21 protein-coding genes and 2 pseudogenes are annotated in these 23,763 nt (G+C 67.2%); 10 read left to right on the top strand and 13 right to left on the bottom strand.

What is annotated here, in order from left to right; all coding sequences use genetic code 11:
* Window positions 1–89: 89 nt before the first annotated feature.
* The 4 genes and pseudogenes from Q9235_RS20080 to Q9235_RS20070 form a co-directional block, all read right to left on the bottom strand.
* Window positions 90–623, bottom strand: coding sequence for an invasion associated locus B family protein (locus tag Q9235_RS20080; RefSeq protein WP_306228371.1), 534 nt, complete (start codon window positions 621–623; stop codon window positions 90–92).
* 287 nt (window positions 624–910) lie between these two features.
* Window positions 911–1,078, bottom strand: a pseudogene (locus Q9235_RS26890) (SEC-C metal-binding domain-containing protein); the annotation flags it as partial.
* Between the two features lie 62 nt (window positions 1,079–1,140).
* Window positions 1,141–3,685: pseudogene (secA, locus tag Q9235_RS20075) on the bottom strand (preprotein translocase subunit SecA); the annotation flags it as partial.
* A gap of 98 nt (window positions 3,686–3,783) precedes the next feature.
* A complete protein-coding gene (locus Q9235_RS20070; protein ID WP_306223577.1) occupies window positions 3,784–4,047 on the bottom strand; it encodes a hypothetical protein in 264 nt (87 codons plus the stop codon).
* On the opposite strand from Q9235_RS20070, the gene Q9235_RS20065 reads away from it, so the two are divergent.
* The 5 genes from Q9235_RS20065 (at window position 4,046) to mutT (ending at window position 8,150) form a co-directional block, all read left to right on the top strand.
* Window positions 4,046–4,903: a peptidylprolyl isomerase gene (locus tag Q9235_RS20065; protein WP_306223576.1), complete on the top strand. Its 858-nt coding sequence runs from the start codon at window positions 4,046–4,048 to the stop codon at window positions 4,901–4,903. The genes Q9235_RS20070 and Q9235_RS20065 overlap by 2 nt on opposite strands.
* Window positions 4,904–5,065: 162 nt before the next feature.
* Window positions 5,066–6,316, top strand: a complete 1,251-nt coding sequence (gene argJ / locus Q9235_RS20060) for a bifunctional glutamate N-acetyltransferase/amino-acid acetyltransferase ArgJ (protein WP_306223575.1) — start codon at window positions 5,066–5,068, stop codon at window positions 6,314–6,316.
* Window positions 6,297–7,226 carry a DMT family transporter gene (locus Q9235_RS20055; protein WP_306223574.1) on the top strand — a complete coding sequence of 310 codons (930 nt, stop codon included), beginning with the start codon at window positions 6,297–6,299 and terminating at the stop codon, window positions 7,224–7,226. Before argJ ends, Q9235_RS20055 begins: the two co-directional genes overlap by 20 nt.
* On the top strand, window positions 7,223–7,738 hold the full coding sequence (locus tag Q9235_RS20050) for a carboxypeptidase regulatory-like domain-containing protein (RefSeq protein WP_306223573.1): 516 nt from the start codon (window positions 7,223–7,225) through the stop codon (window positions 7,736–7,738). The genes Q9235_RS20055 and Q9235_RS20050 overlap by 4 nt, the downstream gene beginning before the upstream one ends.
* A 7-nt stretch (window positions 7,739–7,745) precedes the next feature.
* Window positions 7,746–8,150 (top strand): 8-oxo-dGTP diphosphatase MutT, encoded by a 405-nt coding sequence (gene mutT / locus Q9235_RS20045; RefSeq protein ID WP_306223571.1) that lies wholly within the window; start codon window positions 7,746–7,748, stop codon window positions 8,148–8,150.
* A gap of 3 nt (window positions 8,151–8,153) precedes the next feature.
* On the opposite strand, the gene Q9235_RS20040 is transcribed toward mutT, so the two are convergent.
* The 6 genes from Q9235_RS20040 to Q9235_RS20015 form a co-directional block, all read right to left on the bottom strand.
* Window positions 8,154–8,834, bottom strand: coding sequence for a DUF930 domain-containing protein (locus Q9235_RS20040; protein WP_306223570.1), 681 nt, complete (start codon window positions 8,832–8,834; stop codon window positions 8,154–8,156).
* Between the two features lie 130 nt (window positions 8,835–8,964).
* Entirely contained in the window at window positions 8,965–10,167 is a 1,203-nt protein-coding gene (locus tag Q9235_RS20035; RefSeq protein WP_306223569.1) for a winged helix-turn-helix domain-containing protein, read from the bottom strand.
* A gap of 113 nt (window positions 10,168–10,280) precedes the next feature.
* On the bottom strand, window positions 10,281–11,777 hold the full coding sequence (locus Q9235_RS20030) for a hypothetical protein (protein ID WP_306223568.1): 1,497 nt from the start codon (window positions 11,775–11,777) through the stop codon (window positions 10,281–10,283).
* A 162-nt stretch (window positions 11,778–11,939) separates the two neighbouring features.
* Window positions 11,940–12,464 carry a CAP domain-containing protein gene (locus Q9235_RS20025; protein WP_306223567.1) on the bottom strand — a complete coding sequence of 175 codons (525 nt, stop codon included), beginning with the start codon at window positions 12,462–12,464 and terminating at the stop codon, window positions 11,940–11,942.
* Between the two features lie 4 nt (window positions 12,465–12,468).
* Window positions 12,469–15,090: a DUF3772 domain-containing protein gene (locus Q9235_RS20020; RefSeq protein WP_306223566.1), complete on the bottom strand. Its 2,622-nt coding sequence runs from the start codon at window positions 15,088–15,090 to the stop codon at window positions 12,469–12,471.
* A 212-nt stretch (window positions 15,091–15,302) separates the two neighbouring features.
* Window positions 15,303–16,397 carry an ROK family protein gene (locus Q9235_RS20015; protein ID WP_306223565.1) on the bottom strand — a complete coding sequence of 365 codons (1,095 nt, stop codon included), beginning with the start codon at window positions 16,395–16,397 and terminating at the stop codon, window positions 15,303–15,305.
* A gap of 167 nt (window positions 16,398–16,564) precedes the next feature.
* Between Q9235_RS20015 and Q9235_RS20010 the strand changes: the two genes are divergently transcribed.
* Complete coding sequence (locus Q9235_RS20010) at window positions 16,565–17,062, top strand: DUF2938 domain-containing protein (RefSeq protein WP_422678222.1); 498 nt, start codon at window positions 16,565–16,567, stop codon at window positions 17,060–17,062.
* A 6-nt stretch (window positions 17,063–17,068) separates the two neighbouring features.
* Here Q9235_RS20010 and Q9235_RS20005 read toward each other — a convergent pair whose 3' ends face one another.
* The 3 genes from Q9235_RS20005 to gloB are packed head-to-tail and all read right to left on the bottom strand — an operon-like array spanning window position 17,069 to window position 19,057.
* Complete coding sequence (locus Q9235_RS20005; RefSeq protein ID WP_306223562.1) at window positions 17,069–17,827, bottom strand: GNAT family N-acetyltransferase; 759 nt, start codon at window positions 17,825–17,827, stop codon at window positions 17,069–17,071.
* Between the two features lies 1 nt (window position 17,828).
* The gene (locus Q9235_RS20000; RefSeq protein ID WP_422678386.1) at window positions 17,829–18,284 is read right to left on the bottom strand and encodes a cupin domain-containing protein; all 456 of its coding nucleotides are present in this window, start codon (window positions 18,282–18,284) and stop codon (window positions 17,829–17,831) included.
* An 8-nt stretch (window positions 18,285–18,292) separates the two neighbouring features.
* Complete coding sequence (gene gloB / locus Q9235_RS19995; protein WP_306228369.1) at window positions 18,293–19,057, bottom strand: hydroxyacylglutathione hydrolase; 765 nt, start codon at window positions 19,055–19,057, stop codon at window positions 18,293–18,295.
* Window positions 19,058–19,196: 139 nt separating this feature from the next.
* On the opposite strand from gloB, the gene Q9235_RS19990 reads away from it, so the two are divergent.
* From Q9235_RS19990 to Q9235_RS19975, 4 genes are all read left to right on the top strand, one after another.
* Window positions 19,197–19,964 carry a class I SAM-dependent methyltransferase gene (locus Q9235_RS19990; RefSeq protein ID WP_306223560.1) on the top strand — a complete coding sequence of 256 codons (768 nt, stop codon included), beginning with the start codon at window positions 19,197–19,199 and terminating at the stop codon, window positions 19,962–19,964.
* Window positions 19,965–20,067: 103 nt separating this feature from the next.
* The gene (locus tag Q9235_RS19985) at window positions 20,068–21,021 is read left to right on the top strand and encodes an acetyl-CoA carboxylase carboxyltransferase subunit alpha (RefSeq protein WP_306223559.1); all 954 of its coding nucleotides are present in this window, start codon (window positions 20,068–20,070) and stop codon (window positions 21,019–21,021) included.
* 199 nt (window positions 21,022–21,220) lie between these two features.
* Window positions 21,221–22,588, top strand: coding sequence for a hypothetical protein (locus tag Q9235_RS19980; protein WP_306223558.1), 1,368 nt, complete (start codon window positions 21,221–21,223; stop codon window positions 22,586–22,588).
* 212 nt (window positions 22,589–22,800) lie between these two features.
* Complete coding sequence (locus tag Q9235_RS19975; protein WP_306223557.1) at window positions 22,801–23,706, top strand: TorF family putative porin; 906 nt, start codon at window positions 22,801–22,803, stop codon at window positions 23,704–23,706.
* Window positions 23,707–23,763 lie beyond the last annotated feature (57 nt).

Below are 23,763 nucleotides of genomic sequence, written 5' to 3'. Positions count from 1 at the left end.
CATCAAACTGGCGCCTGCGAGGGCCGGATGCAAGCGGAGGTATCGAGGGGCAAGCCATCCGCAGCGGCGGCTCGCCCCAAAAACCCGCGTCAGCTCTGCGTCGCGTCCGTATCGCAGCGCGCCAGCATGCGCGAGGCCGCGGTGACGCCCGCGAGCGAGAACTGATAGGTCGTGACGTTGCCGCGCAGCGAGCGTGCTTCGAGCGTCATGGTGCTTCCCGCCCGCATCGCGGCGAGCAGCGCCGGTTCCCGTTCCAGCCGTTCGAGCCAGGCATTGCTGCCCTCGGTCAGCATGCGGAAGCTGTCATCGCCGATCGTGACGGTGACCACGGAATTCCGGGCGAAGTCATAACCGGCCTGGAAGCTCGATTCCGTATCCGAGGCTTTATCGCCCGTCTGCACGAAGAAGAAGACTTCGCCGTGACGCAAACTCGACGGTTCTTCCGACGAAGGCTTGCTCATGATGAAGCAACGCGCCAGATCGCCCTTTGCGTAAGTAGCCGCGTTCCAGTCGCCGAACTGCCCCAGAGATTTAGGGCTCGCCGCCTGTACGGCCGTGCCTGCCAGAATGGTGAGGCAGGCAGCCGAAAGCGCTGTCTTGAACATGATCTCATCTCCTTTCATCGCGGCCAACTTGGAAAGGAGAGTGTTACCGGGGCGTAAATAAGGTCCAAACAATTCATGCGTCGATCCGGCGCAGGATGATTGTCATTCCGGGGCTTCGCGGAGCGAAGAGCCCGGAAGCCACGACTGGGTGAGCCGCTCGCAACCGGGCATGGGACCTTTCACCCAGTCGTGGGTTCCGGGTTCGCGCCTTCGGCGCGCCCCGGAATGACAAGGGTTTCCGCTTCCCAAAACGACGATGCCCGGCACAGGGCCGGGCATCGGACATACGTCAGGAAGGCGATGCCTCAGGCGAACTGGCCGTGGCAGTGCTTGAACTTCTTGCCGGAGCCGCAGGGACAGGGTTCGTTGCGGCCGACCTTGCCCCAGCTTTCCGGGTCCTCGGGATTGCGGTCGAGCACGGCCGTGTCGGCATCGGCGGCAGCGAACTGCACGCCGGTGCCGCCGTAATCGCCGAAGCCCGAGCCCGCGCCGTCCTGCGCCTGGATCGGCGCCTGATCCTCGGGCTGGTCGAAGCGCACCTCGATGCGCGAGAGATGTCCGGTGACCTGCTGGCGCAGATGGCCGATCAGCCCGTCGAACAGCTCGAACGCCTCCTGCTTGTATTCCTGCAGCGGGTCGCGCTGGGCAAGGCCGCGCCAGCCGATGACCTGGCGGAGATGGTCGAGCGTGACCAGATGCTCGCGCCAGAGGTGGTCGAGCGACTGCAGCAGGACCTGCTTCTCGACATAGGTCATGACTTCTTCGGTGTTGCGCTCGATCCGGCCGGCATAATCCTCGTCGGCGAGCTTGCGGATACGCTCGCGGATTTCGCTGTCGGCAATGCCCTCTTCCTTGGCCCAGTCCTCGATCGGCAGATCGAGGTTCAGGTGCTGGATCACCTCCTGCTTCAGGCCGGGGGAGTCCCACTGCTCGGGATAGGCTTCTTCCGGAATATGACGGGCGACGACATCCTCGACCACGCCATGGCGCATGTCGTCGATGGTCTCGCGCACGGTCGCCTGGCGCATGAAGTCGCGGCGCTGCTCGAACACGACCTTGCGCTGGTCGTTCATCACGTCGTCGTATTTCAGGATGTTCTTGCGGATGTCGAAATTGCGCGCCTCGACTTTGCCCTGCGCCTTCTCGACCGCCTTGTTGATCCAGGGGTGGACGATCGCCTCGTCTTCCTTGAGGCCGAGCTTGGTCAGCATGCCGTCCATCCGGTCGGAACCGAAAATGCGCATCAGGTCGTCCTGCAGCGACAGGAAGAACTTGGAGCGGCCGGGATCGCCCTGGCGGCCGGCACGGCCGCGGAGCTGGTTGTCGATGCGCCGGCTCTCGTGGCGCTCGGTGCCGACGATGTAGAGCCCGCCGGACTTGAGCACGCGCTGCTTGAAATCGGCAACCTCGGCGCGGATGGCGGCCGCCTTCGCGTCGCGCTCCGGCCCCTCTTCCATGCCGGCGAGATCATGGGAGATCCGCATGTCGGCATTGCCGCCGAGCTGGATGTCGGTGCCGCGGCCGGCCATGTTGGTCGCGATGGTGATCGCGCCGGGCACGCCGGCCTGCGCGACGATATAGGCTTCCTGCTCGTGGAAGCGGGCGTTCAGCACGGCGAAGGCCTTGGTCGTCTTGCCCTCGCGCGCCGCCTGGTAGATCGGCTCCAGCGCCTTCGGATCGGTGAAATCGAGGAGCTTGTAGCCCTCCTTCTCCAGCATCTCGGCGATCAGCTCCGAGCGCTCGATCGAGGTGGTGCCGACCAGCAGCGGCTGGCCATTGGCCTGCGCCGCCTGGATCTCGCGGATCACGCCGCGCACCTTCTCCTCGAAGGTGCGGTAGACCTCGTCATCCTCGTCCTTGCGGGAGATCGGGACGTTCGTCGGGATTTCGACGACCTCGAGCTTGTAGATCTGGAAGAACTCGTCGGCCTCGGTCGCGGCCGTGCCGGTCATGCCGGCAAGCTTCGCATAGAGGCGGAAATAGTTCTGGAAGGTGATCGAGGCCAGCGTCGCGTTCTCGGGCTGGACGGTGACGTGCTCCTTGGCTTCCAGCGCCTGGTGCAGGCCTTCCGAATAGCGCCGGCCCGGCATCATGCGGCCGGTGAACTCGTCGATGATCACGACCTCGTCGCCGCGGACGATATAGTCCTTGTCGCGGGTGAACAGCGTGTGGGCCCGCAGCGCCTGGTTGACGTGATGGACCAGCGTGACGTTGTGCGCGTCGTAGAGATCGCCCTCGTTGAGCAGGCCGGCCTCGCGCAGCAATTCCTCGATATGCTCGTTGCCGGCTTCCGTCAGCGCCACCGTGCGCTGCTTCTCGTCGACCTCGTAATCGGCCGGAACGAGGCCCGGCAGAACCTTGTCGATCGAAACATAGAGGTCCGACTTGTCGTCGAGCGGGCCGGAGATGATCAGCGGCGTGCGGGCCTCGTCGACCAGGATCGAGTCGACCTCGTCGACGATCGCGAAATGGTGGCCGCGCTGACTCATCTGCGCGACGTCGTATTTCATGTTGTCGCGGAGATAGTCGAAGCCGAATTCGTTGTTCGTGCCGTAGGTAATGTCGCAGGCATAGGCGCGCTGGCGTTCCTCGTCGTCGAGGCCGTGGACGATGATGCCGACGGTCAGGCCGAGGAAATTGTAGAGTTTCGCCATCCACTCGGCGTCGCGCCGGGCGAGATAGTCGTTGACGGTGACGACATGGACGCCCTTGCCTTCGAGGGCGTTGAGATAGGTCGGCAGGGTCGCGACCAGCGTCTTGCCTTCGCCGGTCTTCATCTCGGCGATGGCGCCCTCATGCAGCACCATGCCGCCGACGAGTTGGACATCGTAGGGGCGCTGGCCGAGCACGCGCTTGGCCGCCTCGCGCACCGTGGCGAAGGCCGGGACCAGGAGATCGTCGAGCTTCTTGCCCTCCGTGATCTGCTTCTTGAACTCTTCGGTGCGCGCCTTCAGGGCCTCGTCGCTCAGCGCGGCGATCTCTTTTTCCAGCGCGTTTATCGCGGCGACACGGGGCTGGTAGCCCTTGACGCGGCGGTCATTCGACGAGCCGAAGAGTTTCTTTGCGAGCGCGCCAAGCATGTTGGGCCTTTCAGGTGATGCGTTGAGCCCCCGGCTGGCGCGTACCGCTTGTCGCGCGCGAACCGGAGGTTCGGTATTCTCGAAATGCGACCGCGTGTTTAGACGCGAGCGCGGGCAGGGTCCAGCGTGCGTTTCGACCAATAGGCAGTGAAACGGCAAGTGAATTCGGCTCCGGATGTGGGGTTTTTCCGGGCAGCTTCCAAGAGCCGGCGCTTGAGATCATCAGACGCTGCGGCATCGCGTCCGGTGCAAAGCTGCGTGATCGGCCGGCGCAGCCGCTTGAACCGCCTTGCCTTTGCCGCGTTCATCGGGCAGTGCAGCCGCCAAACCGCCTCGGTTTCCGACGAAAGGTCGTCATTCATGAGCTCAGTCCGTTTCATTGCCGTCCTCGGCTTCGCGCTGCTGGCGGGCCCGGCCTTCGCCCAGTCCGACAAGGTCGTCGCCAAGGTCGACGGCATCGCGATCACCGAGAAGGACGTCCAGCTCGCAACCGAGGATCTAGGCGAGCGCCTGGCCCAGCTCCCCGAGGAGCGCAAGCGCGACGAGGTCATCAACTATCTCGTCGACCTCAAGCTCGGCGCAAAGGCCGCGGCCGAGGCCAAGATCGGAGACACCCCCGATTTCGCCGCCCGCCTCGCCTATTACCGCGAGAAGGTGCTGCTCGACGAATACCTGACCCGCGAGGGCAAGAAGGCCGTCACCGCCGAGGCCGCCAAGAAGCTCTTCGACGACACCACCAAGGCGATGGCGCCCGAGGAAGAGGTCAATGCCCGCCACATCCTCGTCGAGGACGAGGCGCAGGCCAAGGCCGCGGTCGAGCGGCTGAAGAAGGGCGAGGATTTCGCCAAGGTTGCGGCCGAACTCTCCAAGGACCCGGGCTCGGGCAAGGAGGGCGGCGATCTCGGCTGGTTCACCAAGGACCGCATGGTGCCTGAATTCGCCGAAGCCGCGTTCAAGCTGAAGAAGGGCGAGATTTCCGAGCCGGTGAAGAGCCAGTTCGGCTGGCATGTCATCAAGCTCGAGGACAAGCGCTCCAAGCCGCTGCCGGATTTCGCCGCCGTGAAGCCGCAGATCGACCAGTATCTCGAGCGCAAGGCCCAGCAGGACCTCGTCCTCGCCATGCGCGAGAAGGCCAAGGTCGAGCGTCTCGACAAGCCGGCAGCGCCTGCCGCCCCGGCTCCGGACGCCGCCAAACCGGCCGAGCCGAAGAAGAACTGAGCGTTTCGCTCCCGACTACGCGATTTTTGAGGGCGGCCCTTGCGGCCGCCCTTCTTGTTTTCGTCATCGGCCTGCGGCAGAGGGGCTTTCGAACGAGACGCGCTGCCCGGCAAACGCACGATTCGCCGGTGATCCAGCAGCGCTCCGCAGGAGGAAGTCGCGATGGCCGGCAAGGATGTCCCCGTTTCCCCGCTCGCGCCGAAGCGCCAGCCCAAGGTTCCGCCGATCCCGGGCGTGCGCTTTGCCACCGCCGAGGCCGGCATCCGCTACAAGGGCCGCCAGGACGTCTGGTTCGCGCTGCTCGACGAGGGCACGCAGGTCGCCGGCGTCTTCACGCGCTCGAAATGCCCCTCCGCCCCGGTCGACTGGTGCCGCGAGAACCTGAAGCAGGGTTCGGCCCGCGCCGTGGTCGTCAATTCCGGCAATGCCAACGCCTTCACCGGTCTGAAGGGCCGTGACGCGGTCAAGCTCACCGCCGAGATCGCCGCCAAGGCTGCCGGCTGCAAGCCCCACGAGGTCTTCATCGCCTCGACCGGCGTGATCGGCGAGCCGCTCGACGCGACCAAGTTCAAGGGCGTGCTCGACGAATGTGCCAGGCGCGCCGCCGATGGCCCCTGGATCGACGCCGCCCGCGCGATCATGACCACCGACACCTTCCCGAAGGCCCTGACCCGCAAGGCCAAGATCGACGGCAAGGAGGTCGTCATCGCCGGCATCGCCAAGGGCGCCGGCATGATCGCGCCGGACATGGCGACGATGCTCTCCTTCGTCTTCACCGACGCCTCGATCGCCGCCCCGGTCCTGCAGGCTCTGCTCTCCAAGGGCGTGAAGGGCTCGTTCAACGCCGTCACCGTCGACAGCGACACCTCGACCTCGGACACGCTGATGCTGTTCGCGACCGGCAAGGCCGCCGCGCGCAGCGTGCCGGCGATCACCGAAATCAACGATCCCCGCCTGTCCGGCTTCAAGCGCGCGCTGAATTCGATCCTGCTGGAGCTCGCCCATCTCGTCTGCAAGGACGGCGAAGGCGCCCGCAAATTCGTCGAGGTGCGCGTTACCGGCGCGGCGTCCGCCCGCTCGGCCAAGCGCGTCGCGCTCTCCATCGCCAACTCGCCGCTGGTCAAGACCGCCATCGCCGGCGAGGACGCCAATTGGGGCCGTGTCGTCATGGCCGTCGGCAAGGCCGGCGAGCCCGCGGACCGCGACAGGCTCGATATCGGCTTCGGCGACATCGTCGTGGCGAAGCAGGGCGCGCGCGCGCCGTCCTATGACGAGGTCGCGGTCTCCGACTACATGAAGGGCGACAATATCGTCATCACCGCCGATCTCGGGCTGGGACGCGGCAAGGCTACGGTCTGGACCTGCGACCTGACCAAGGCCTATGTCGAAATCAATGGCGATTACCGCTCCTGAGGCTTCGGCCGCGCCCGAGCCGAGCCACGGCTTCATCGCCACCCATCTGCTCGTCACGGCCTTCTTCTGGGGCTCCAGCTTCCTGTTCATCAAGCTGATGGCCGGACAGGTCTCGCCCTTCGCCATCGCGGCGGGGCGCGGCCTGCTCGGCGCGGTCTCGCTCTCGCTCTGGCTGCTTTGGCTCGGCCAGAGCCCATTGCCGCGCCGTCATGAGATCCGCCACTGGCTGATGCTCGGCGCGACCAATGGCTGGATACCCAATATCCTGATCGCCTACGCCCTGATCCAGCTCGCAAGCGGCCCGGCGGCGATGATCCAGGCGGCTGGCCCGCTGGTCACGGCGATCGTCGCCCATCTGATCTTCGCCGAGGAGCGCCTGAGCGGACGGCGGCTCGGCGGCATCCTGATCGGGCTCGCCGGCGTCGCCCTGCTGATCGGCCCGCGCCTCTTCGAAGGCGGCGCTACGAGCCTCAGCGTGCTGGCCATGGCCGCGAGCATGCTGAGCTATGCGGCGGGCAATATCTATGTCCGGGCGGTGCCGGCGCCGGCCGGTGATCCGATGCGCCTCGCGCTCGGCCAGCAGGTCGTCTCCGGCCTCAGCGCCTCGTTGCTGGCGCTGCTCTTAGCCGGGCCGGCGGCCTTTCTGCCGCTGCGCGATCATTGGGCCGCCATGCTCGCCCTTGGGGTCGTCTGCACGGCCATCCCGATGACCGTGTTCATGCGCCTGATCCGCGCCGCCGGCCCGACGCGCGCGGCGATGACCGGTTATCTCGTGCCGACGGTCGCCGCTGTCATGGGCATGCTCGTTCTCGGCGAAACACTGGAGTTGCGGCAGATCGCCGCCGGCTGCATCATCCTGATCGGCGTCTTCCTGGTGACGATGGCGCCGCGTCGGGTGGGGGCTGCATGAGGATCGGGATCGTCGCGGCGACCGTGCTGGTCGGCGCCATCATGACAGGCTGCGTCGAGCGCAAGCCGGCGACCGTGGCCTTCTCCACCGAGGAGGCCGCCTTCATCAAGAAGAGCGGCACCGGCGTCATCACCGGCCATGCCTTCCGGACCAAGCCGAGCGGTGTGGTCGTTAACGCCGCCGGCCAGGTCGTGCGCCTGATCCCCGCCACGGCCTTTGCCCGCGAGCGCTTCGCCAATTTCTACGGCAAGGGGAAATATGTCCCCCATAGTGGCTATCCGCGCGAGGACGAGGTCGACCCCGCCTATTCGGAATACACCCGCACGACCAAGGCCGAGGCCAATGGCCGCTTCGCTTTCGACAAGGTCGCGCCCGGCAGCTATTTCCTGACCACTCAGGTGATCTGGGGCGAGGAAACCGCCTTCACCCGCGAGGGCGGCTCGGTCTATGACAGCGTCACGCTGACGGGCAAGGAAACCGAACCCGTTCAGGTCATCCTCTCCGGCAACTGAGTCCCCCGTGAAGCTGCTTCTCGTCGTCGCCTGCGCCCTGATCGATGCCGATAACCGCGTCCTCGTCACCCAGCGCCCGGAAGGCAAGGCGCTGGCGGGCCTGTGGGAATTCCCCGGCGGCAAGCTCGAAGCCGGCGAGCGGCCGGAACCGGCATTGATCCGCGAGCTCTCCGAGGAGCTCGGCATCACCGTGAAGGAGGATTGCCTCGCGCCGCTGACCTTCGCGAGCTACGCCTATCCCGAATTCCACCTGCTGATGCCGCTCTATATCTGCCGGCGCTGGCAGGGCACGCCCATGTCCCGCGAGGGCCAGGCGCTGAAATGGGTTCGCCCCGGCAAGCTACGCGATCTCGCCATGCCGCCCGCCGACGAGCCGCTGATCCCGCCCTTGATCGACCTGCTCGGCACCTGAAGCTCAATGCACGGCGGGCAGGCCCAGCGCCTCCCAGCGTTCCCGCGGGATCGGCTCGCCGACATGGAAGGCGAAGGCCGTGACGCGCTTCAGGTCGGCCGAGACGGTGCAGGAGAAGCGCAACCCGTACCAGTGCCGCTTGCTGCGAAAGGCTGCGCCCTCGGCCGTCAGTACCCGGTCCGAAAGCTTGGTACTGGCCAATGCATAGGCAGTGACGCGATCCGGCTCGAAATCGCGCTGCCAATCATGGATCTGGCCCATCGCCTCCAGCCCGCAGAGCTGTTCGACGCGCTCGTCCGGTGCGAGGCGCGGTAGCAGGGCAACGGTCTCGCGGCTGCGCGGATCGGCCAGCACCCGCTGAGACAGCATGCGCGGCGGGTGGATCATGCCATCCGCTTCGACGGTGGCTTTCGGCGGGCTCGGAGCGGGCGGCTGCGGCGACGGAGCCGGCTCGTCCGGCTTTGGTGGAGCGTCCGGCAGCACCGGCGCCGCAAGTGCGGGGGCGACGACCGGCGGCCGCTTCGGCCGGGTCAGAGCCTCGAACTCCTCCGGCGTCTGCAGCTCGACCTCGACGCTTTGCTCGGCGATCGGAACGTTTTCGAAAGTCTGGATCGCGACCGAGGCCAGCCAGGCCAGCAGCGCCGCATGCAGGATCGCGGCAATCGGCAGGCCCGGAGATGGCATCGCAGGCCGAGCCGGGATCGCAGCAGCCACCATGGCTCAGGCGACGATTCTGCCGCGGGCATCCGCCGCCGGTCGCGATATCCTTGTCATCCGGCGCTGCCCTCTGCTCCCGGTCGAGCAACAGCGACGATCAAGCCGGCATTTTTGTGATCTCGGGCGCGGGCTCCACCGCCACCTCGTCGAGCGCGAGCTGGAAGCGCTCGAAGCGCTGCAACTCCTCCTCGATCGCCGCCTTCAGCGCCGGTGTCTCGCAGCCGTCGAGCCATGTCCATTGCTGCATCAGGAGCTTGCCGGCCGCCCGGTCGGTCTTGAGGTCGAGCACCGCGACGACGCGCTCGCCCGCGAGAACCGGCAGGCCGAAATAGCCATAGGCACGCTTCTCCTTCGGCAGATAGGCCTCGAAGACATGGGCGTAATCGAGCAGGAGTTTCGCCCGCTTGCGCTGGATCATCAGCGGATCGAAGGGCGAGAGGATATGAATCAGCGTCTCGTCCGGCGCCGCGAGCGGCTCGAGCGCGGCGGGGGAGGCCCAGTGCTGCGTCTTGCCGGCGCCTTCCACCGCGACCGGAACGAGGTCCTTGCGCTTGACGCGCGCGGCGATCAGTTCCGCCACCGCCTTCTTCGAGGGCGCGTCGAGATGGCAGATCGAATCGAGGCTGACCAGCCCCTGTGACGTCAGCGCCCGGTCGAGCAGATAGGCGGTGATCTGTCGTTCGTTTGCCGGCGTCGGCTTCTTCTCCCACTGGAAGTGCCGATCGAATAGCTCGTATGTCTTGACCATGCCGGCCCGCGCCGAGATCGCCAGCTCGCCATCGTAGAAGGCCCGTTCCAGCAGCCCCTTGGACGGCTTCTTGCTGGCCCAGAGATGCGCCTTCTCGATCAGCTCCTCCTCGATGTCGCGGATCGAAAGCGCCCCGTCCTTGCGGATGCGGCGGAGCAGCTTGCGCGTCTCGTCTCGGGCGCCGACCGCCGACCAGCGCTTCGGCTCCTCGCGATGCGCCTTCATCGCCGGCAGGAAATAGCGGATGTCGCGGGTGGGTACATAGGCCAGCGCATGCGTCCAGTATTCGAAGACGCTCTTCCCGACCGATTGCAGATGCGCCAGATCGGCCCGGCGATAGGCCGGGATGCGGGCGTAGAGGATATGGTGGTGACAGCGCTCGATCACGTTGATCGTGTCGATCTGGACATAGCCGAGATGCTCGATCGCGGCGCGCGCGGCTTCCGGCCCAGCCCCGAACGGATCGCGCCGATCAAGCCGTTGCGCCTTCAGCCAGAGGCGGCGGGCCTGTTCGACAGGAAGCGGGGTCGGCTTGCGTGGGCGCGGAGGCATGACATGCAGGCTAGCCGCACCAGCCGCTCCGGGTAAGAGGCGCAAGACGCAGCCGCTGACAGGATCTGGCGGGAGCGTGACAGTGGTCGTTGCGGGTCTCGACCGCTAGCCTTTCAGAACTCGCCGCTCAAGCCCATCCGGGCGCCGCCGAAGCTGTTGCCTGTCAGGCTGATACCGGCATTGATCGCGACGGGGATGGCGACGTCGAGCCGATGCGCCACGGCGAAACCCGCCGCCCATTCGCCCTTATAGGTCGCGGTGTTGCCGCTCCAGCTCGTCTTGCCGGGGCGGGACGGCATTGCCGCCGCGGTCATCGCCATCGCAGCCGCGACGCCTTGCCGGGCTTCGCGCCGCCCCTCCCGCGCATAGGCCGCGACGCCGTCGATGCGCTGGTCGAGGCCGGCGAGATCGATCGGGAGCGTCGCGAGATTGCCGGCCGCATCGGTGGTCACGACCTGCGTCGGTCCGGATTGTGCGGCACGGCTCGCCGCCGAGGTCAGGCCGGGCAGCGAATAGGTGCTGGCGGCCGTGCCGATCGCCACTTGCCGCGGTCGGGAGGCGACCGCACCGGCACCGATCGCGACGCTTTCCTCGCCGCTGGCCTGCGCCTGCGTGCCGATCGCCGTCGCGCGCGCACCGTCGGCCCGTGCGCCATAGCCCGCCGCCATCGCATCGTTGCCGGCGGCGGAGGCCAGCGCATAGCCGCTGCTATTATTGCCGGCGATCACGCCGTTCTGCTGGTCGAGTGCGATCAATGCTGCACCAACGGTCGTGTAGATCCCGCCGCGCAAGGCATAGCTCGGGCCGGTGAAGCTGCCATTCGCATCGAAGCCTGCTCCGCCACCGAGCGCCGAAGCCGCGCCATTGGCGACTGAGCGGAGCTGGCGCAGGTTGACCGCATCGGTATCCTGTGTGCCGCCGGCGACATGCGTGATCTGGCGCTCGTTTCCGGCCGAGCCGATCGACAGCGCCCCTTGCATCGAGGCGACCGCGACTCCGCTGAAGGCCTCGGCCCCGCCCGCGAGCCCGGCCCGCAGAGCAACCGAGTCAGCCCCCAGCGCAATGCCGCCCGCAGCCGAGACCGAGCTGTCGCGCCCGATCGCCACCCCGTCCGCCGCCGTGACCGCCCCGCGCAAGCCGATCGCGACCGCGCCAGTCGCAGCCCCCGATGTCGCCGCGCCATTGCCGAAGGCGATGGCGTTGGAATCGGCCGCGCTTGCCTTCGGGCTGGTCGTCCCGCCCAGTCCGCTGACTTCGCCGCCGCCGATCGCGATGCCGCCCGGTCCCTCGACCGTGACGCCGTCCGTCTTGAGCTTGCAGTTCCCCGGCAGGGTGACGAGATTGCCATTCTGATCGCGGATACTCAGGCCGATATTCCGGCCGCTCAGCGCATCGCGCAAATTTAGGTTCACATCGCCGACGATGCCGTTCAAGACGGGATCAAGCAGGCCGGCGAGCAATCCGGATGCGGCCCCCGCCACAGGCTGAAGCACCGGGAGATTGACGCCGAGGCCGGTACAGACGTCGATGAGGCCGCCCGACTGGGCGCTGGCAGCTCCCGGCAGGGCAAAGGCGGCGAACAGGGCAAGCGCAAGCGGACGGCGTGACATCGGCACCCTCCAGAACGATCCCAAAGCGGGAAATCTTGGATGGGCACAAGAATAGGTTGCATATGGTTGCGCAACCGTAAATTCACAACCAATAGTTGTGACGCGAGCCTTGATGACCCGCCGACCGGTGGGGCCCGACCGGCCCCCGCCCGTAAAACGCCGCTACGGCGCGACGATCAGCGCCCAATAGACCTGATATTTCGAGCCGGGCGCATAGGCTGTCGCAATGCCCATGCGCTTCGCCTTCGCGTCCTTCATGACGCGATCATGCTGCGGCGAATCCCGCCAGCCCGAGAAGGCCTCGGCCAGGCGGCGATAGCCGGCCGAGAGATTGGCCTCGGCCCCTGCCTGCCCGTCGCGGACAAGGCGCGCCTTGACGGCCTCGGCCTGGGCCGGCTTGTCCGAGCCTGCCATCGCTGCGGCTTCGCGCCGGGCGGCCTCGACCAATGCGGGATCGAGCACGAGGGTGCCGAGCCCGGCATTGAGGCGATAGGCCGAGATCATCGCCCGCGCCTGTTCCGTATCGACCTGCGCCGAGGCCGAGCCGAGATCGCGATAGAAGGCCGGCTGTGCCTGGCGCTGCGGCTCGGCACAGCCGGCAACGCCGAGGACGGCAAGCGCGCCGGCAAGAGCGGCCGGGCAGGTCATCGCGCGCGAGGCCGCGGCACGGCGGAAAAGGCTGGGCATCCGATCATTCCTTGCTGTCATCCTTGGCCGGCTCGGGCGCCGGGGCGGAAGCGGGCTTGTTGGCCTCGGCCTCTTCCTCCTCGGGCTCCTCCGCCACGACCGGCTTGCGCGCGCGGCGTGCCGACGCGGCCGGAGCCGGTTTCGGCACGTCCCGCTTCGTGCGGCTGCGCCCACCGTCGCGCTGTCCAACGGCGTCGGCGATGCTGCCGAGCGAATGCTCGACGCCCTCGAGCCCGCGCACCATCAGCTCCGGAACCGGAGCAGCCGGCTCCATTTCGGCGAGGCGCTTGTGGATCGCGAAATTCAGGTCGCTGTTGACCCGTCCGGTGATCTCGACATCGCCGACCACGCAAATCAGCTCGAAATCCATCGTCGTGGTGCCGAGCTTCTTGAACATCACCGCCGGCGGCGGCTTCTGCATGACGTCGCCATGGTTCGAGGCGACTTCGGACAGCATCGCCCTGACCTGGCCGGCATCGAGCGAGCGCGGTACGGTAAGCGCGATCAGCACGCGCCCGGTCCGGTCGTTGCGGACGCGGTTGCGCACCACACCCGAGATCAGGTTCGAGTTCGGGACGATCACCGTCGCCCGGTCGAAGGTCGCGATCTCCGTCGAGCGGACGTTGATGCGCTTGACGATGCCCTCGATATCGCCGACCAGCACCTGGTCGCCGACCCGGATCGGACGCTCCCAGAGCAGGATCAGGCCCGAGACGAAGTTCGACACGACCGATTGCAGGCCGAAACCGATACCGACCGACAGCGCCGACGCCACCAGCGTCAGGCGCTCCAGGCTGAGGCCCACCGCCGTGACCGTGATCGCCGCCGCCGCGATATAGCCGATATAGCCGGCCGCCGTGGTGATCGAGTTGCGCAGACCCGGGTCGAGCGCCGTCGTCGGCAGAAACTGGTTCTCGAGCCAGCGCTGCATCGCCCGCGTCGCGCCGATGCCGATCGCGAAGACGATCGCGCCGACGACGATGGTCGAGAGCGAGACCGTGACGCCGCCGACCTGGAAACCGAAGAAGGCGGCCCGCAGCGACACCAGGAAATCGCTCGATTCCAGCCCCCAGGGCGCGAGCACGAGCAGCAGCGTCACCGCGATCAGCAGGAGCTTCAGCATGCCGACGCCGATGACCGAGATCTTGTCGAGCGTCGCGCTCCGCAGGCCCATGCCGGCCTTGAGCGTCAGCGCGAAACGGCCCTTGCCGCCGAACAGGCGGGGAATGCCGAGATCGATGAACTGGAAGACCAGCAGGAACAGGCAGGCGACGATACCGACCCAGAGCGCCTGCTCGGCCAGGAAGGCGGCGAAGATGACATAGCCACCGAGAGTCGCGGCGATGATCGAGAAGCCGATGATCCAGCCGAGGATGCGCACCGGCCCCAGACTCGCACCGTCCACCGGGACATAGGGGCCGAGACAGGCCTCCTCCTCGACCTCTTCGTCATCGCGGATCTGGTAGAGCCCGGCGATCAGGGCGAGCGCGAACAGGATGGCGAAGAACGCCTTCACGATGATCGAGATGGCAAGGCCCGCGGCGATGGCCTGCAGCCAGGCCTCGAAGACCTTGCCGACGGACATCACCGCCGCGAGCGAGCTTGCGATCCAGACGACGCTGCGCGCGGTCGTATCCATCACCTTGACGAGACGACGCTGCGGACTCGACGGCGCGAACAGCGCATCGGCCAGCGCCTGCACGAAGGCGAAGAAGGCGAGACCGACGACCACCGCCCAGATCACCGGCTGGATGCGCGGCGGCAGCAGCCCCGTCGTGTTGAGGGCCTTGTAGATCAGCCAGCTCGCCAGCACCGGCGGCGCCGCACCGGCTATGATATGGGCAAGCGCGACATAGAGGCAGTGCAGGTTGCCGGTGTCCTGCGTGTGGCTGAAGCGCGCCTTGAAGCGCGGCAGATAGCGCGCCCGCGCGACGTAGAGCAGGATCGCGCCCATCAGGGCGAAGGCGACCACGGCCCCGCGCGTGCCGGAGAAGGCGTCGCGGACGCCCTCCAGCCAGCCGCCGAAGATATAGCCGGAGGCGCGCAGGTCTTCGGGCGCCGTCGCGATCGCGTTGCCCCAGACCTCCGGATTCGCCACGGATGGACCGGCGGCGAACAGCTCCCTCGCAAAGATTTCCCGACGCTTGTCGCCGATGCTGCTCTGCAATTGCTCCGCCTGGAGCAGCGAGGCCTTGGCGAGCTTCAGCGTCTCGTCCGCATCGGCGAAGGCCTTGGCCCGCGCCTCGCGGTCGCGCGTGATCTCGGCGCTCTCGGCCGGGGCACTGGCTTCGGGCTTGGGACCGAGTTGCTCGAGCCGGAGCTTGGCCTGATCGACGCGTGGCGTCTGCTCGTCGATGATCAGGCGCAATTGATCGAGCGAGGGCTGCAGGCGCAGGCGCTGCCGCTGCAATTCGGCGTCGCTCGGGCTGGGCGAGGCCATCGTCGTTTCGATCTGGGCGAGATCGGCGCGGACGCCATCCAGCCGGGCGCGAAGGCTGCCCGGCTCCGCCGCGGTTTGCGCCAGGGATGTGCCGGCCACGGCAAAAGCCATGGCGACGAGCATCAGGCAGAGTGCCAGGAAGCCCCTCAGGCTCGAAAACGACGCTCGCGTCCTGCGCGTTGTCATGGGGATGCGGCCCTGCCCGTCCAGGTGATTCGGCTCCGGCTCGACCCTCGGCACAGCCATGCGCGCAAGGCAAGATGAAGAGCGGGATTCGGCCGGCACGGAGGGCTCCCGGGCTTGCGGATGAAACAGGGCGGGGAGACGGGCCCCGCCGCCTCATCACCGCAAAACACGACCTGAAGATGGCGAAAGCATCGCTTTCAGCCACGCGCCGCTCAAGCCCGCTCCTTGCTCCTCGCCTTGGCGCGGTTGTGATAGCTCGCATTGCCAAGGCCGGTACCGATGGTCAGTACCGCCCAGTTCGCGACATCCTGCATCGCCGGCATCTCGCTCAGGCCCTGGATCACCGCATCATTGTGCATCACCACTTCGGTCTCGTGCTCGCCGATCTCCGGCACGAGGTCGCGGATGCTGTCGACGAGATTGAAGCGGCTGCTTTCCCAATTGCCGGGCAGGTTCTGCGCCCCGCGATCGATCGCGCCGTCCGGCTGGATCAAGCCGGGACAGCCGACGCCGATGAAGGGCGCCACGCGCAAGCCCTCCTTCTCCGCGTTGCCGATCTGCTCGCGCAGCATCTTGCCCAGTCGCTTGATCGCCTCGTCGCGGCTGGGCTCCTCGTCGGCATGGCGCCAAAGGTCGGATTTCCAGACCCGCGCCTTGCTCAGGTCCGGAACCTTCTTCTGCCGGAGCTCGACGATGCCGGCGCGGATGTTCGAGCCGCCGATATCGACGGCGACGAGGCTGTCATAGGCCTCGAAGATCCATTTCGGCGCGAGATGGGCACTGCCGACCAGCCCGGCCTCGTCGGGGTGGTGGCTGACGGGCACGAGATCGAGGTCGCGCCCGTCGGTGCGCAGGATGATGGCGGCGCGCGCAATGGCGAGCTCGCCGACCCGGCTCTCGCGGAAGCCTCCACCCACGACGATGCGCTCGATCTCCGCCCAGCTCTTCAATCGCGCGAACCGGCGGATGACGAAGGCCAGCGACTGAGCGAAGCCTTCGACGGCGCTGAGCACCAATGCGGCCTCTTTCGCATCGCCGTCCTTGATCAGCGCATCGAGCTCCTTCTTGCTGATCTCGGCGGTCTTGCCCTCGAGCGGATCGTCGCCGTTGCGCTTGAGATGGCTGCGCAATGCGTCGAGATGCTCGATGAAGGCGCCGCGGCTCGCCTTGTCGCCGACGAAGCCGTCATCGTCACGGACCTCCAGATTGTAGCTGGTGACCACGACGGAGGGCAGCTCTGCGGCACCATGCGGCCCGGTCGCGGCCTTGGTCGCGCTGCGTGACGTCTCGGCGGTCGCCGTGGCCATGATCTTCCCCCTCGGTCGATGCGGATCAGCGGAGGCAACCCGTCGGCAGCGGCCGCGGTTCCCCGGCGGGGCGATGCGCCGCATGCAGCCCACCCGCGCTTCATCGGCTCGGAGTGGCGGTTGACCGCCGCCGCGAACGCCGCTCCAACAGGAGGGACGCTGCCTCGATGCGGCCTGGGGGATGGAACGTGTCGGATCTGATCTTGCGGATGGTCGTCATCGGCGTCGGCGCGACCGCGCTCACCGATATCTGGGCTCAGTTTCTGCGTCTCTTCGGCTTCCTCAAGCCGAACTGGGCGATGCCCGGCCGCTGGTTTGCCCATCTGCCGCGCGGGCGCGTCTGGCATGACGACATCGCCAAATCCGAACCTGTCGCCGGCGAGCTCGCGATCGGCTGGATCTGCCATTATCTCGTCGGCATCGCCTTCGCCGGGATCGTGCTGGCGATCGCCGGAGCCGGCTGGGCCCGCAACCCGACCTTCCTGCCGGCCCTCATCGTCGGCTGGGCGACGATCGGCTGCGGCTGGTTCCTCCTGCAGCCGGGCATGGGCATGGGCATCGCCGCCTCGAAGAAGCCGAACGCGAACCAGATCCGCCTGCTGAATTTCGTCAGCCACACCCTCTTCGCCATCGGCCTCTACGGCACGGCGCTGCTGACGCGCTGAAACGCCTCAGTCGAGGATGCGCGTCTCGTACTGGTAGAGCTCGCGAAAGCCGAGGCTGCCATAGAGGTTGATCGCGACCGCGTTGCTCCGCTCGACCTGCAGATAGGCGCTGTGGCAGCCCATCGCCGCCGCCCAGCCCATCAGCCCCCGCACGATCCTGCGACCATAGCCATGGCCGCGATGGCCGGGCTGGACGCAGATCAGGCCGATCTCGGCCATGCCGCGCTCGGCGACGCTCATGCCGAAGGCGACCGCCTCGCCCTCGACCAGCCAGGTCGCGAAACCGGCCGGCAACCTCACCTTCTCGATGATCGCTGCGAGATTGCCGGCATGGGTCTTGTTGCCGCTCTGCAGGGCTGCGGCGCCCGCTATCCATTCCTGGCTCGGCCGCGCCTCGATCTGCAGCTCCGCCTCCTCGGATGGTGAAAAGCCGGCAACCGGCGCAATCTGGCCGAAGGACTGGTCCTTGATCCTGTAGCCACGCTCCAGCACCGCCGTGCGCGTCGCATCCGCCACCAGTGGTGTCAGGCGGATGGCGGGGATCAGCCCATCCGCGCGATAGAGCTCCTCGATCAGGTCCAGCATCGTGCCGTCGAGCTCGGCGCCATAGCTCAGCGGCGTCGCGGAATTCGCCCGGCCCGAATAGCCGTTGGCAAAGCGCAGCACCCAATCGCCGACGATGAGCGTCGATAGCGCCGGCCAGGCATTGATGATGCGCCGCTCGCAGCCGAGCACGAATTCGCTGTCGTCCGTCTTGGTCAGCATCCTATCCCCCGGAAGGCTTGCGTGGTGTCGGCCGCCAGCCCGGCGGCGCCATCTCGAAGCCCTTGAATTCGAAACCCGGCGCGACCGTGCAACCGACCAGCGTCCAGGCGCCGAGCGAGGTCGCGCTCTGCCACCAGCCGGCCGGCACCACGAATTGCGGCCGCTGGCCGGCGGCAAGCTCGGTGCCGAGATGATGGGCCGAGGCATCGTGCCCGTTCGGCGAGACCGTGATCACCAATGGCGCCCCGGCATAATGGTGCCAGATCTCGGCCGCATCGACGCGATGCCATTCCGAGGTCTCGCCCGTATCGAGCAGATAATAGATCGCGGTCGAGAAGCCCCTCCCCTCCGGCCCGGCCGGATCGCGAAACGTCTCGCGATAATGGCCGCCTTCGGGGTGGGGCTTGAGGTCGAGCAGGCGGATGACCTCCGCCGCCGTCAGCCCGTCCAACCGCATCGTCATGGTCAGAACCGGTTCTTGGCTTCGCGAAGCGCGGCGAAGACCTCGCCCGGTGCGGCGCCTGCCAGCCCGACCGCTTTTGCCAGCGCCGGTTCGGCCGCCCGGAAGAACGGATTGGTCGCCTTTTCCTCGGCGACCGTGGTCAGCGCCCAGAATCGGCCCTCGGCCTTGGCCTTCTCGGCCTCCGCAAAGCGCGCCTTCAGCGCATCGTTGGTGGAATCGACCGACCGGGCGAAGCGGGCATTGGACAGGGTATAGTCGTGGCCGCCTAGCAGACGGACATCGCCCGGCAGCGCCATCAGCCGCGACAGCGAGGTCCACATCCGCTCCATCTGGCCGGGCTGGACCCGTCCGCAGCCCATCACGAAGACGACATCCCCGACCAGCGCGAGCTTGGCCCCGCGCCCAATGAGGCTGAGATGCCCGTCGGAATGACCGGGCGTATGCCAGATCTCGAAGCTCTCGCCGCCGAAGCCGACGGTATCGCCCTCGCCGAGAACCCGATCGAGCGGCGCGCTGGTCCGCGCATCGGCCGGGCCGACGACATTCGCCCCGGTCGCCTGCTTCACCTCGGCCACGCCTTGCGTGTGGTCGTGATGGGCATGGGTGATGAAGATGTCGCTGATCGTCCAGCCCTTGGCCCTGGCAGCGGCGAGCGTCTCGCCGGCATCGGGAACGTCGACGGCCGCGCAGGCGCCACTCGCGGGATCGTGGAGCAGCGCGCCCGCATTGTCGTTGAGCGTACGGAAGACGTGAAGGTCGAGCGGCATGGCTTCCTCCGGCAGGGTCGGCCCGCCGGAACGGCGAGCGGTCATGTGCCCTGCATGAGCCATGCCCGGCCGCCGATCAACCCGGCATCGCCTCGGGACACCCTTGCGTTCAGGCCTTGCGCGTTCCATCTCAGGCGCGATGCCTCTCGACGTCGTCGACCTGCGCGCCTTCTATGCAAGCCCGCTCGGCCATGTGGCCCGGCGCTTCATCGGCCGGGCGATGCTCCGCTTCTGGCCGGATTGCGCGCGCCAGCGCGTGCTGGGCCTCGGCTACTCGACGCCCTATCTCTCGGTGCTCGGCATGCAGGCCGAGCGGACCATCGCCTTCATGCCGGCGGCGCAGGGCGTGGTGAACTGGCCCTCGTCCGGCCTCTCCGCCTCCGCTCTGGTCGAGCCCACGCTTCTGCCGCTGCCGACCGCTTCGATCGACCGCGTCGTGCTCGTCCATGCGCTGGAAGAGACCGAAAGCCCCGACGACCTGCTGGAAGAGGTCTCGCGCGTGCTCAATCCCGGCGGGCGGATGATTTTGGTCGTGCCCAACCGGCGCGGGCTCTGGGCCCGGATGGACGGCACGCCCTTCGGCCAGGGCAGACCCTTCAGCCGCCGCCAGCTTTCCGCCCTGATGCGCGGCGCCGAATTCTCGCCCGAGCACTGGACCGAGGCGCTCTATGTTCCGCCCCTGCAAAGGCGGCTGCTGATGCGCTCGGCGCTGGCCTGGGAGCAGATCGGCGCGGGCCTCTCGCTGCCCTTCGCCGGCGTCCATATCATCGACGCCACCAAACAGTTCTACCGGCGCGCGCCCCTGCGCGCGACAAGACGCAGCTTCGCGCTGAGACCCGTCCTGCTGCCGCAACCTTCACCCACGCCACGTGCGGCAAACCCGCCTGCGAAGCCACGAACGGGTTGACAATTTCGCCGGGGCGCGGCCAAGGTCCGCCGCTTTTCAAGCCCGGTTTCGCTGTAAACCGCCGCTCCGCCCGCCCAAGGCGCGGAATCTGAACTGGATCACGATGCGTAGCTATCTGGATTTCGAGAAACCGGTCGCCGAGCTGGAGGCGAAGGCGGATGAGCTGCGGGCCCTGGAGGCACGCGGCGACGGCATCTCCCTGTCCGAGGAGATCGGCAAGCTCGACGCGCGCGCCAGCCAGGCGCTGAAGGAGCTCTATGCCGCGCTGACGCCCTGGCAGAAGACTCTGGTGGCGCGCCATCCGCAGCGCCCGCATTTCAAGGATTACTGCGCCGGGCTGATCACCGAGTTCACCCCGCTCGCCGGCGACCGCGCCTTCGGCGAGGACGAGGCCATCGTCGGCGGCTTCGGCCGCTTCCGCGGCGAGCCCGTCTGCGTCATCGGCCAGGAGAAGGGCGATTCGACCGAGACCCGCATCCGGCACAATTTCGGCATGCCCAAGCCCGAGGGCTACCGCAAGGCCGTGCGCCTGACCGAGCTCGCCGACCGCTTCGGCCTGCCGGTTCTGAGCTTCGTCGACACCGCCGGCGCCTATCCCGGCATCGAGGCGGAGGAGCGCGGCCAGGCCGAGGCCATCGCTCGCTCGACCGAGGCCTGGCTCGGCCTGCGCAGCCCGAGCGTTGCGCTCGTCATCGGCGAAGGCGGCTCGGGTGGTGCGATCGCGATTGCCGCCGCCAGCCGCGTCATGATGATGGAGCACGCGATCTATTCGGTGATCTCGCCGGAAGGCGCGGCCTCGATCCTCTGGCGCGACACGGCGCGCGCGCAGGACGCCGCGACCGGCATGAAGATCACGGCGCAGGACCTTTTGAAGTTCGGCATCATCGACCGGATCGTGCAGGAGCCGACCGGCGGCGCCCATCGCGACGGCCAGGCCGCGATCACCCGCGCGGGCGACGCCATTTCCGCAGCGCTCGGTGAGCTGGCCGGCCTGAGCGCTGACGACATCGTCAACAAGCGGGCCGACAAGTTCCTGGCGATCGGCCGCAATCTCTGAGCAATCTCGGGAAGCGAGTATCCCGCATCTGCGAAGACAGGGCTTCTTTACCCCGCGTTGACCATGTGGCCAGACGCGGGAGGCCTATGGTAAGGAACCCTCAAGGCTAACGCATCTAAAACGAGTCGGCGGGCACAATTTGGCCGCCTTGCGAAGTCACAGGTCGCGCCCCGGCCTGCCGATCAATGGGATTGACGACGTGGCAATCAAGCAACTCGCACTCGTGGCTTTTGTTGCATTGACGCTGGGTGCCTGCGAGGAAGACCGTTATCGCGGTTCCGCCCGGCACACCATCCCGATCCCGAACGCGACCTATGCGCTGATGTCCGAGAAGGGCATGAGCAAGGACCAGCCGATCATCATCCGCTCGTTCAAGAAGGAGTCGGAGCTCGAGGTCTGGAAGCGCAGGGCCGACGGGCAATATGCACTGCTGAAGACCTATCCGATGTGCCGCTGGTCCGGCCAGCTCGGCCCGAAGGTCCGCGAGGGCGATCGCATGGCGCCGGAGGGCTTCTATGCCATTGGGCCGCAGCAGATGAACCCGAACTCGTCCTATTACGTCTCGTTCAACATGGGCTATCCCAATGCCTATGATCGCTCCTATGGTCGCACCGGCGCGCATCTGATGGTGCATGGCGCCTGCTCCTCGGCCGGCTGCTATTCGATGACGGACGACCAGATCGGCGAGATCTATGCGCTGGTTCGCGAGGCCCAGAATGCCGGCCAGCGCGCCGTGCAGATGCAGGCCTATCCGTTTCGGATGACCGCGCAGAACCTCGCCAAGCACCGGCTCGACCCCAATATCGCCTTCTGGAAGAACCTGAAGGAAGGCTCGGACTATTTCGAGGTCACCAAGGACGAGCCGGCGATTTCCGTTGCCGGCGGCCGCTATGTCTTCAATGGCGGCCAGGCCCCGGCCGCCGTCGCCGAGAAGCGTCGCGAGGATGAAGTCCAGGTCGCCGCGCTCGTCGCCAAGGGCACGCCCGCGATCAAGCTGATCTATGAAGATGGCGACCAGCACGCCTCGTTCAAGCGCGCGCTGGCCTCGAACGGCGCCGATGCCCTGAACCGCTCGGCCTCCTGGGCTTCGCGCGATGTCGGCATCAGCCGCGAGGATGCGCTCGCCTCCGGCCCGCGTGTCGTCGTGCTCGACAACGCAGGCAAGGCCAAGGCGACCGTGCGCGCCGCATCCGCCGATAACGACGCCATCCTCGCCGCCGTCGCCGCCGCGCCTGTCGAGGAGCCGGCCGCCACGCAGCTCGCCAAGGTCGCTCCGGGCAATGCCCAGCAGGCGCCGGTGCTGGCCAGCGCTTCTTCCACCCCGGTCGCCCCCGCCGCTCCCGCCGAGGACAAGCCGTTCCTGCAGCGCGCGCTCAGCTTCATGCCGACCTTCGGCGGCACCGCCGACCAGAGCGTCGCCACCGCCTCGGCCCCGGTCGTTTCGGTGGTCCCGGCTGCGCCGACCGCGACCAGTGCCCCGCTGCCGCCGCGCCGTGCCACCGGGCTCAGGACCTCCAGCCTCGACCAGACGACTGCGGCTTACGCCAGCCAGCCTGCGCAGCGCTGAGACGTTCGGAACACGCCGCGCGAGCGTGACAAAAATGTCGCGGCGCCCCGGATAATCCGGACTGCCTTTTTTGCAGGCGCGAAGGCCCCCGTTTCGGGGGCCTTTGCTTTTTGGCTGTGCGTTCAGCCCAAAAGCTCGTCTTGCCGGAAAACCGGCCTCATCCGCTTGATGGCGTGACAGCGCGATCACGGCGCGGCGAGGGGTTCCAGCAGATGTCCGATCTCTTCCGATCCTCGATACTCGGGCTGGCCCTGGCGGCCGGCATCACCGGGACTCATGCCTCCGACCTGCCGAGCAGGAAGGGCGCACCCCCGGTCCCGGTCGTCCCGGCGATCACCTGGTTCGACATTGCCGTCAATGTGAAGGCCCAGACCGACTATAATTTCCGCGGCATTTCGCAGACCGACCGCAAGCCCGGCATCGGCGGCGGCGCCGAGCTGCAGGTCTACAACAACCTGTTCTATGCCGGCGTCTACGGTGCCAGCGTCGATCTCGCCACGCGCCCCGATGCGGAAATCGACTTCTACGCCGGTATCCGGCCGAAATTCGGCGATCTCGCCTTCGATTTCGGCGTGATGCAATACTACTATCCGAGCGAGAAGCAGCTCATCGATGTCGCCGGCGTATTCTGGACGCCGAAGAACACGGATTTCACCGAGGTCTATGGCAAGGTCTCCTATACCTTCGCGGAGAGCCTGACGCTCGGCGCCAACGCCTATCATGCCTGGGACTGGCTCGGCACCGGCGCGAGCGGCACCTATGCCTCGGTCACCGCCAAATACAACCTGCCCTTCCTGGAGGGCCTTTCGGTCTCCGGCGAGCTCGGCCATTACTGGCTCGGAACCACCAATCTCGCGATCTGGTCGACGGTTCCGGCGACCAATCTGCCGGACTACACCTACTGGAATGCCGGCGTGTCCTATAACTGGAAGAACCTGACCGCCGACCTGCGCTACCACGACACCACGCTGTCGAAGACCGAGTGTTTCCTGCTGACGGCCGACCCGCGCGGCATCACGACCGGCAGCGGCCGCTCGAAATGGTGCGGCGCCGCCGTCGTCGCGACGCTGTCCTTCGACATCACCGCGAGCAGCGTCGGCGTCTTCGCCTCGAAGTAAGTCCTGCGCCTTCCGCGAACGAGAAAGGCCGCCTGAAAGGCGGCCTTTCTGTCATAG

The sequence above is a fragment of the Bosea beijingensis genome, from assembly GCF_030758975.1.
Classification (GTDB): Bacteria; Pseudomonadota; Alphaproteobacteria; order Rhizobiales; family Beijerinckiaceae; genus Allobosea; species Allobosea beijingensis.
This window is presented reverse-complemented; position numbering and strand designations above follow the sequence as displayed.

What these genes read in the sequence shown, in the direction of transcription:
- gloB (WP_306228369.1), bottom strand. Translation starts at nt 19,057, where the DNA reads ATGCCGCTCGACCTTCACGTCTTCCGTACGCTCAACGACAATGCGGGC.
- Q9235_RS19985 (WP_306223559.1), top strand. Translation starts at nt 20,068, where the DNA reads ATGCGTAGCTATCTGGATTTCGAGAAACCGGTCGCCGAGCTGGAGGCG.
- Q9235_RS20050 (WP_306223573.1), top strand. Translation starts at nt 7,223, where the DNA reads ATGAGGATCGGGATCGTCGCGGCGACCGTGCTGGTCGGCGCCATCATG.
- Q9235_RS19975 (WP_306223557.1), top strand. Translation starts at nt 22,801, where the DNA reads ATGTCCGATCTCTTCCGATCCTCGATACTCGGGCTGGCCCTGGCGGCC.
- Q9235_RS19990 (WP_306223560.1), top strand. Translation starts at nt 19,197, where the DNA reads ATGCCTCTCGACGTCGTCGACCTGCGCGCCTTCTATGCAAGCCCGCTC.
- argJ (WP_306223575.1), top strand. Translation starts at nt 5,066, where the DNA reads ATGGCCGGCAAGGATGTCCCCGTTTCCCCGCTCGCGCCGAAGCGCCAG.
- Q9235_RS20070 (WP_306223577.1), bottom strand. Translation starts at nt 4,047, where the DNA reads ATGAATGACGACCTTTCGTCGGAAACCGAGGCGGTTTGGCGGCTGCAC.
- Q9235_RS20020 (WP_306223566.1), bottom strand. Translation starts at nt 15,090, where the DNA reads ATGACAACGCGCAGGACGCGAGCGTCGTTTTCGAGCCTGAGGGGCTTC.
- Q9235_RS20015 (WP_306223565.1), bottom strand. Translation starts at nt 16,397, where the DNA reads ATGGCCACGGCGACCGCCGAGACGTCACGCAGCGCGACCAAGGCCGCG.
- Q9235_RS20035 (WP_306223569.1), bottom strand. Translation starts at nt 10,167, where the DNA reads ATGCCTCCGCGCCCACGCAAGCCGACCCCGCTTCCTGTCGAACAGGCC.
- Q9235_RS20030 (WP_306223568.1), bottom strand. Translation starts at nt 11,777, where the DNA reads ATGTCACGCCGTCCGCTTGCGCTTGCCCTGTTCGCCGCCTTTGCCCTG.
- Q9235_RS20010 (WP_422678222.1), top strand. Translation starts at nt 16,565, where the DNA reads ATGCGGCCTGGGGGATGGAACGTGTCGGATCTGATCTTGCGGATGGTC.
- Q9235_RS20065 (WP_306223576.1), top strand. Translation starts at nt 4,046, where the DNA reads ATGAGCTCAGTCCGTTTCATTGCCGTCCTCGGCTTCGCGCTGCTGGCG.
- Q9235_RS20005 (WP_306223562.1), bottom strand. Translation starts at nt 17,827, where the DNA reads ATGCTGACCAAGACGGACGACAGCGAATTCGTGCTCGGCTGCGAGCGG.
- Q9235_RS20000 (WP_422678386.1), bottom strand. Translation starts at nt 18,284, where the DNA reads ATGCGGTTGGACGGGCTGACGGCGGCGGAGGTCATCCGCCTGCTCGAC.
- Q9235_RS20055 (WP_306223574.1), top strand. Translation starts at nt 6,297, where the DNA reads ATGGCGATTACCGCTCCTGAGGCTTCGGCCGCGCCCGAGCCGAGCCAC.
- Q9235_RS20080 (WP_306228371.1), bottom strand. Translation starts at nt 623, where the DNA reads ATGAAAGGAGATGAGATCATGTTCAAGACAGCGCTTTCGGCTGCCTGC.
- Q9235_RS20040 (WP_306223570.1), bottom strand. Translation starts at nt 8,834, where the DNA reads ATGCCATCTCCGGGCCTGCCGATTGCCGCGATCCTGCATGCGGCGCTG.
- Q9235_RS20025 (WP_306223567.1), bottom strand. Translation starts at nt 12,464, where the DNA reads ATGCCCAGCCTTTTCCGCCGTGCCGCGGCCTCGCGCGCGATGACCTGC.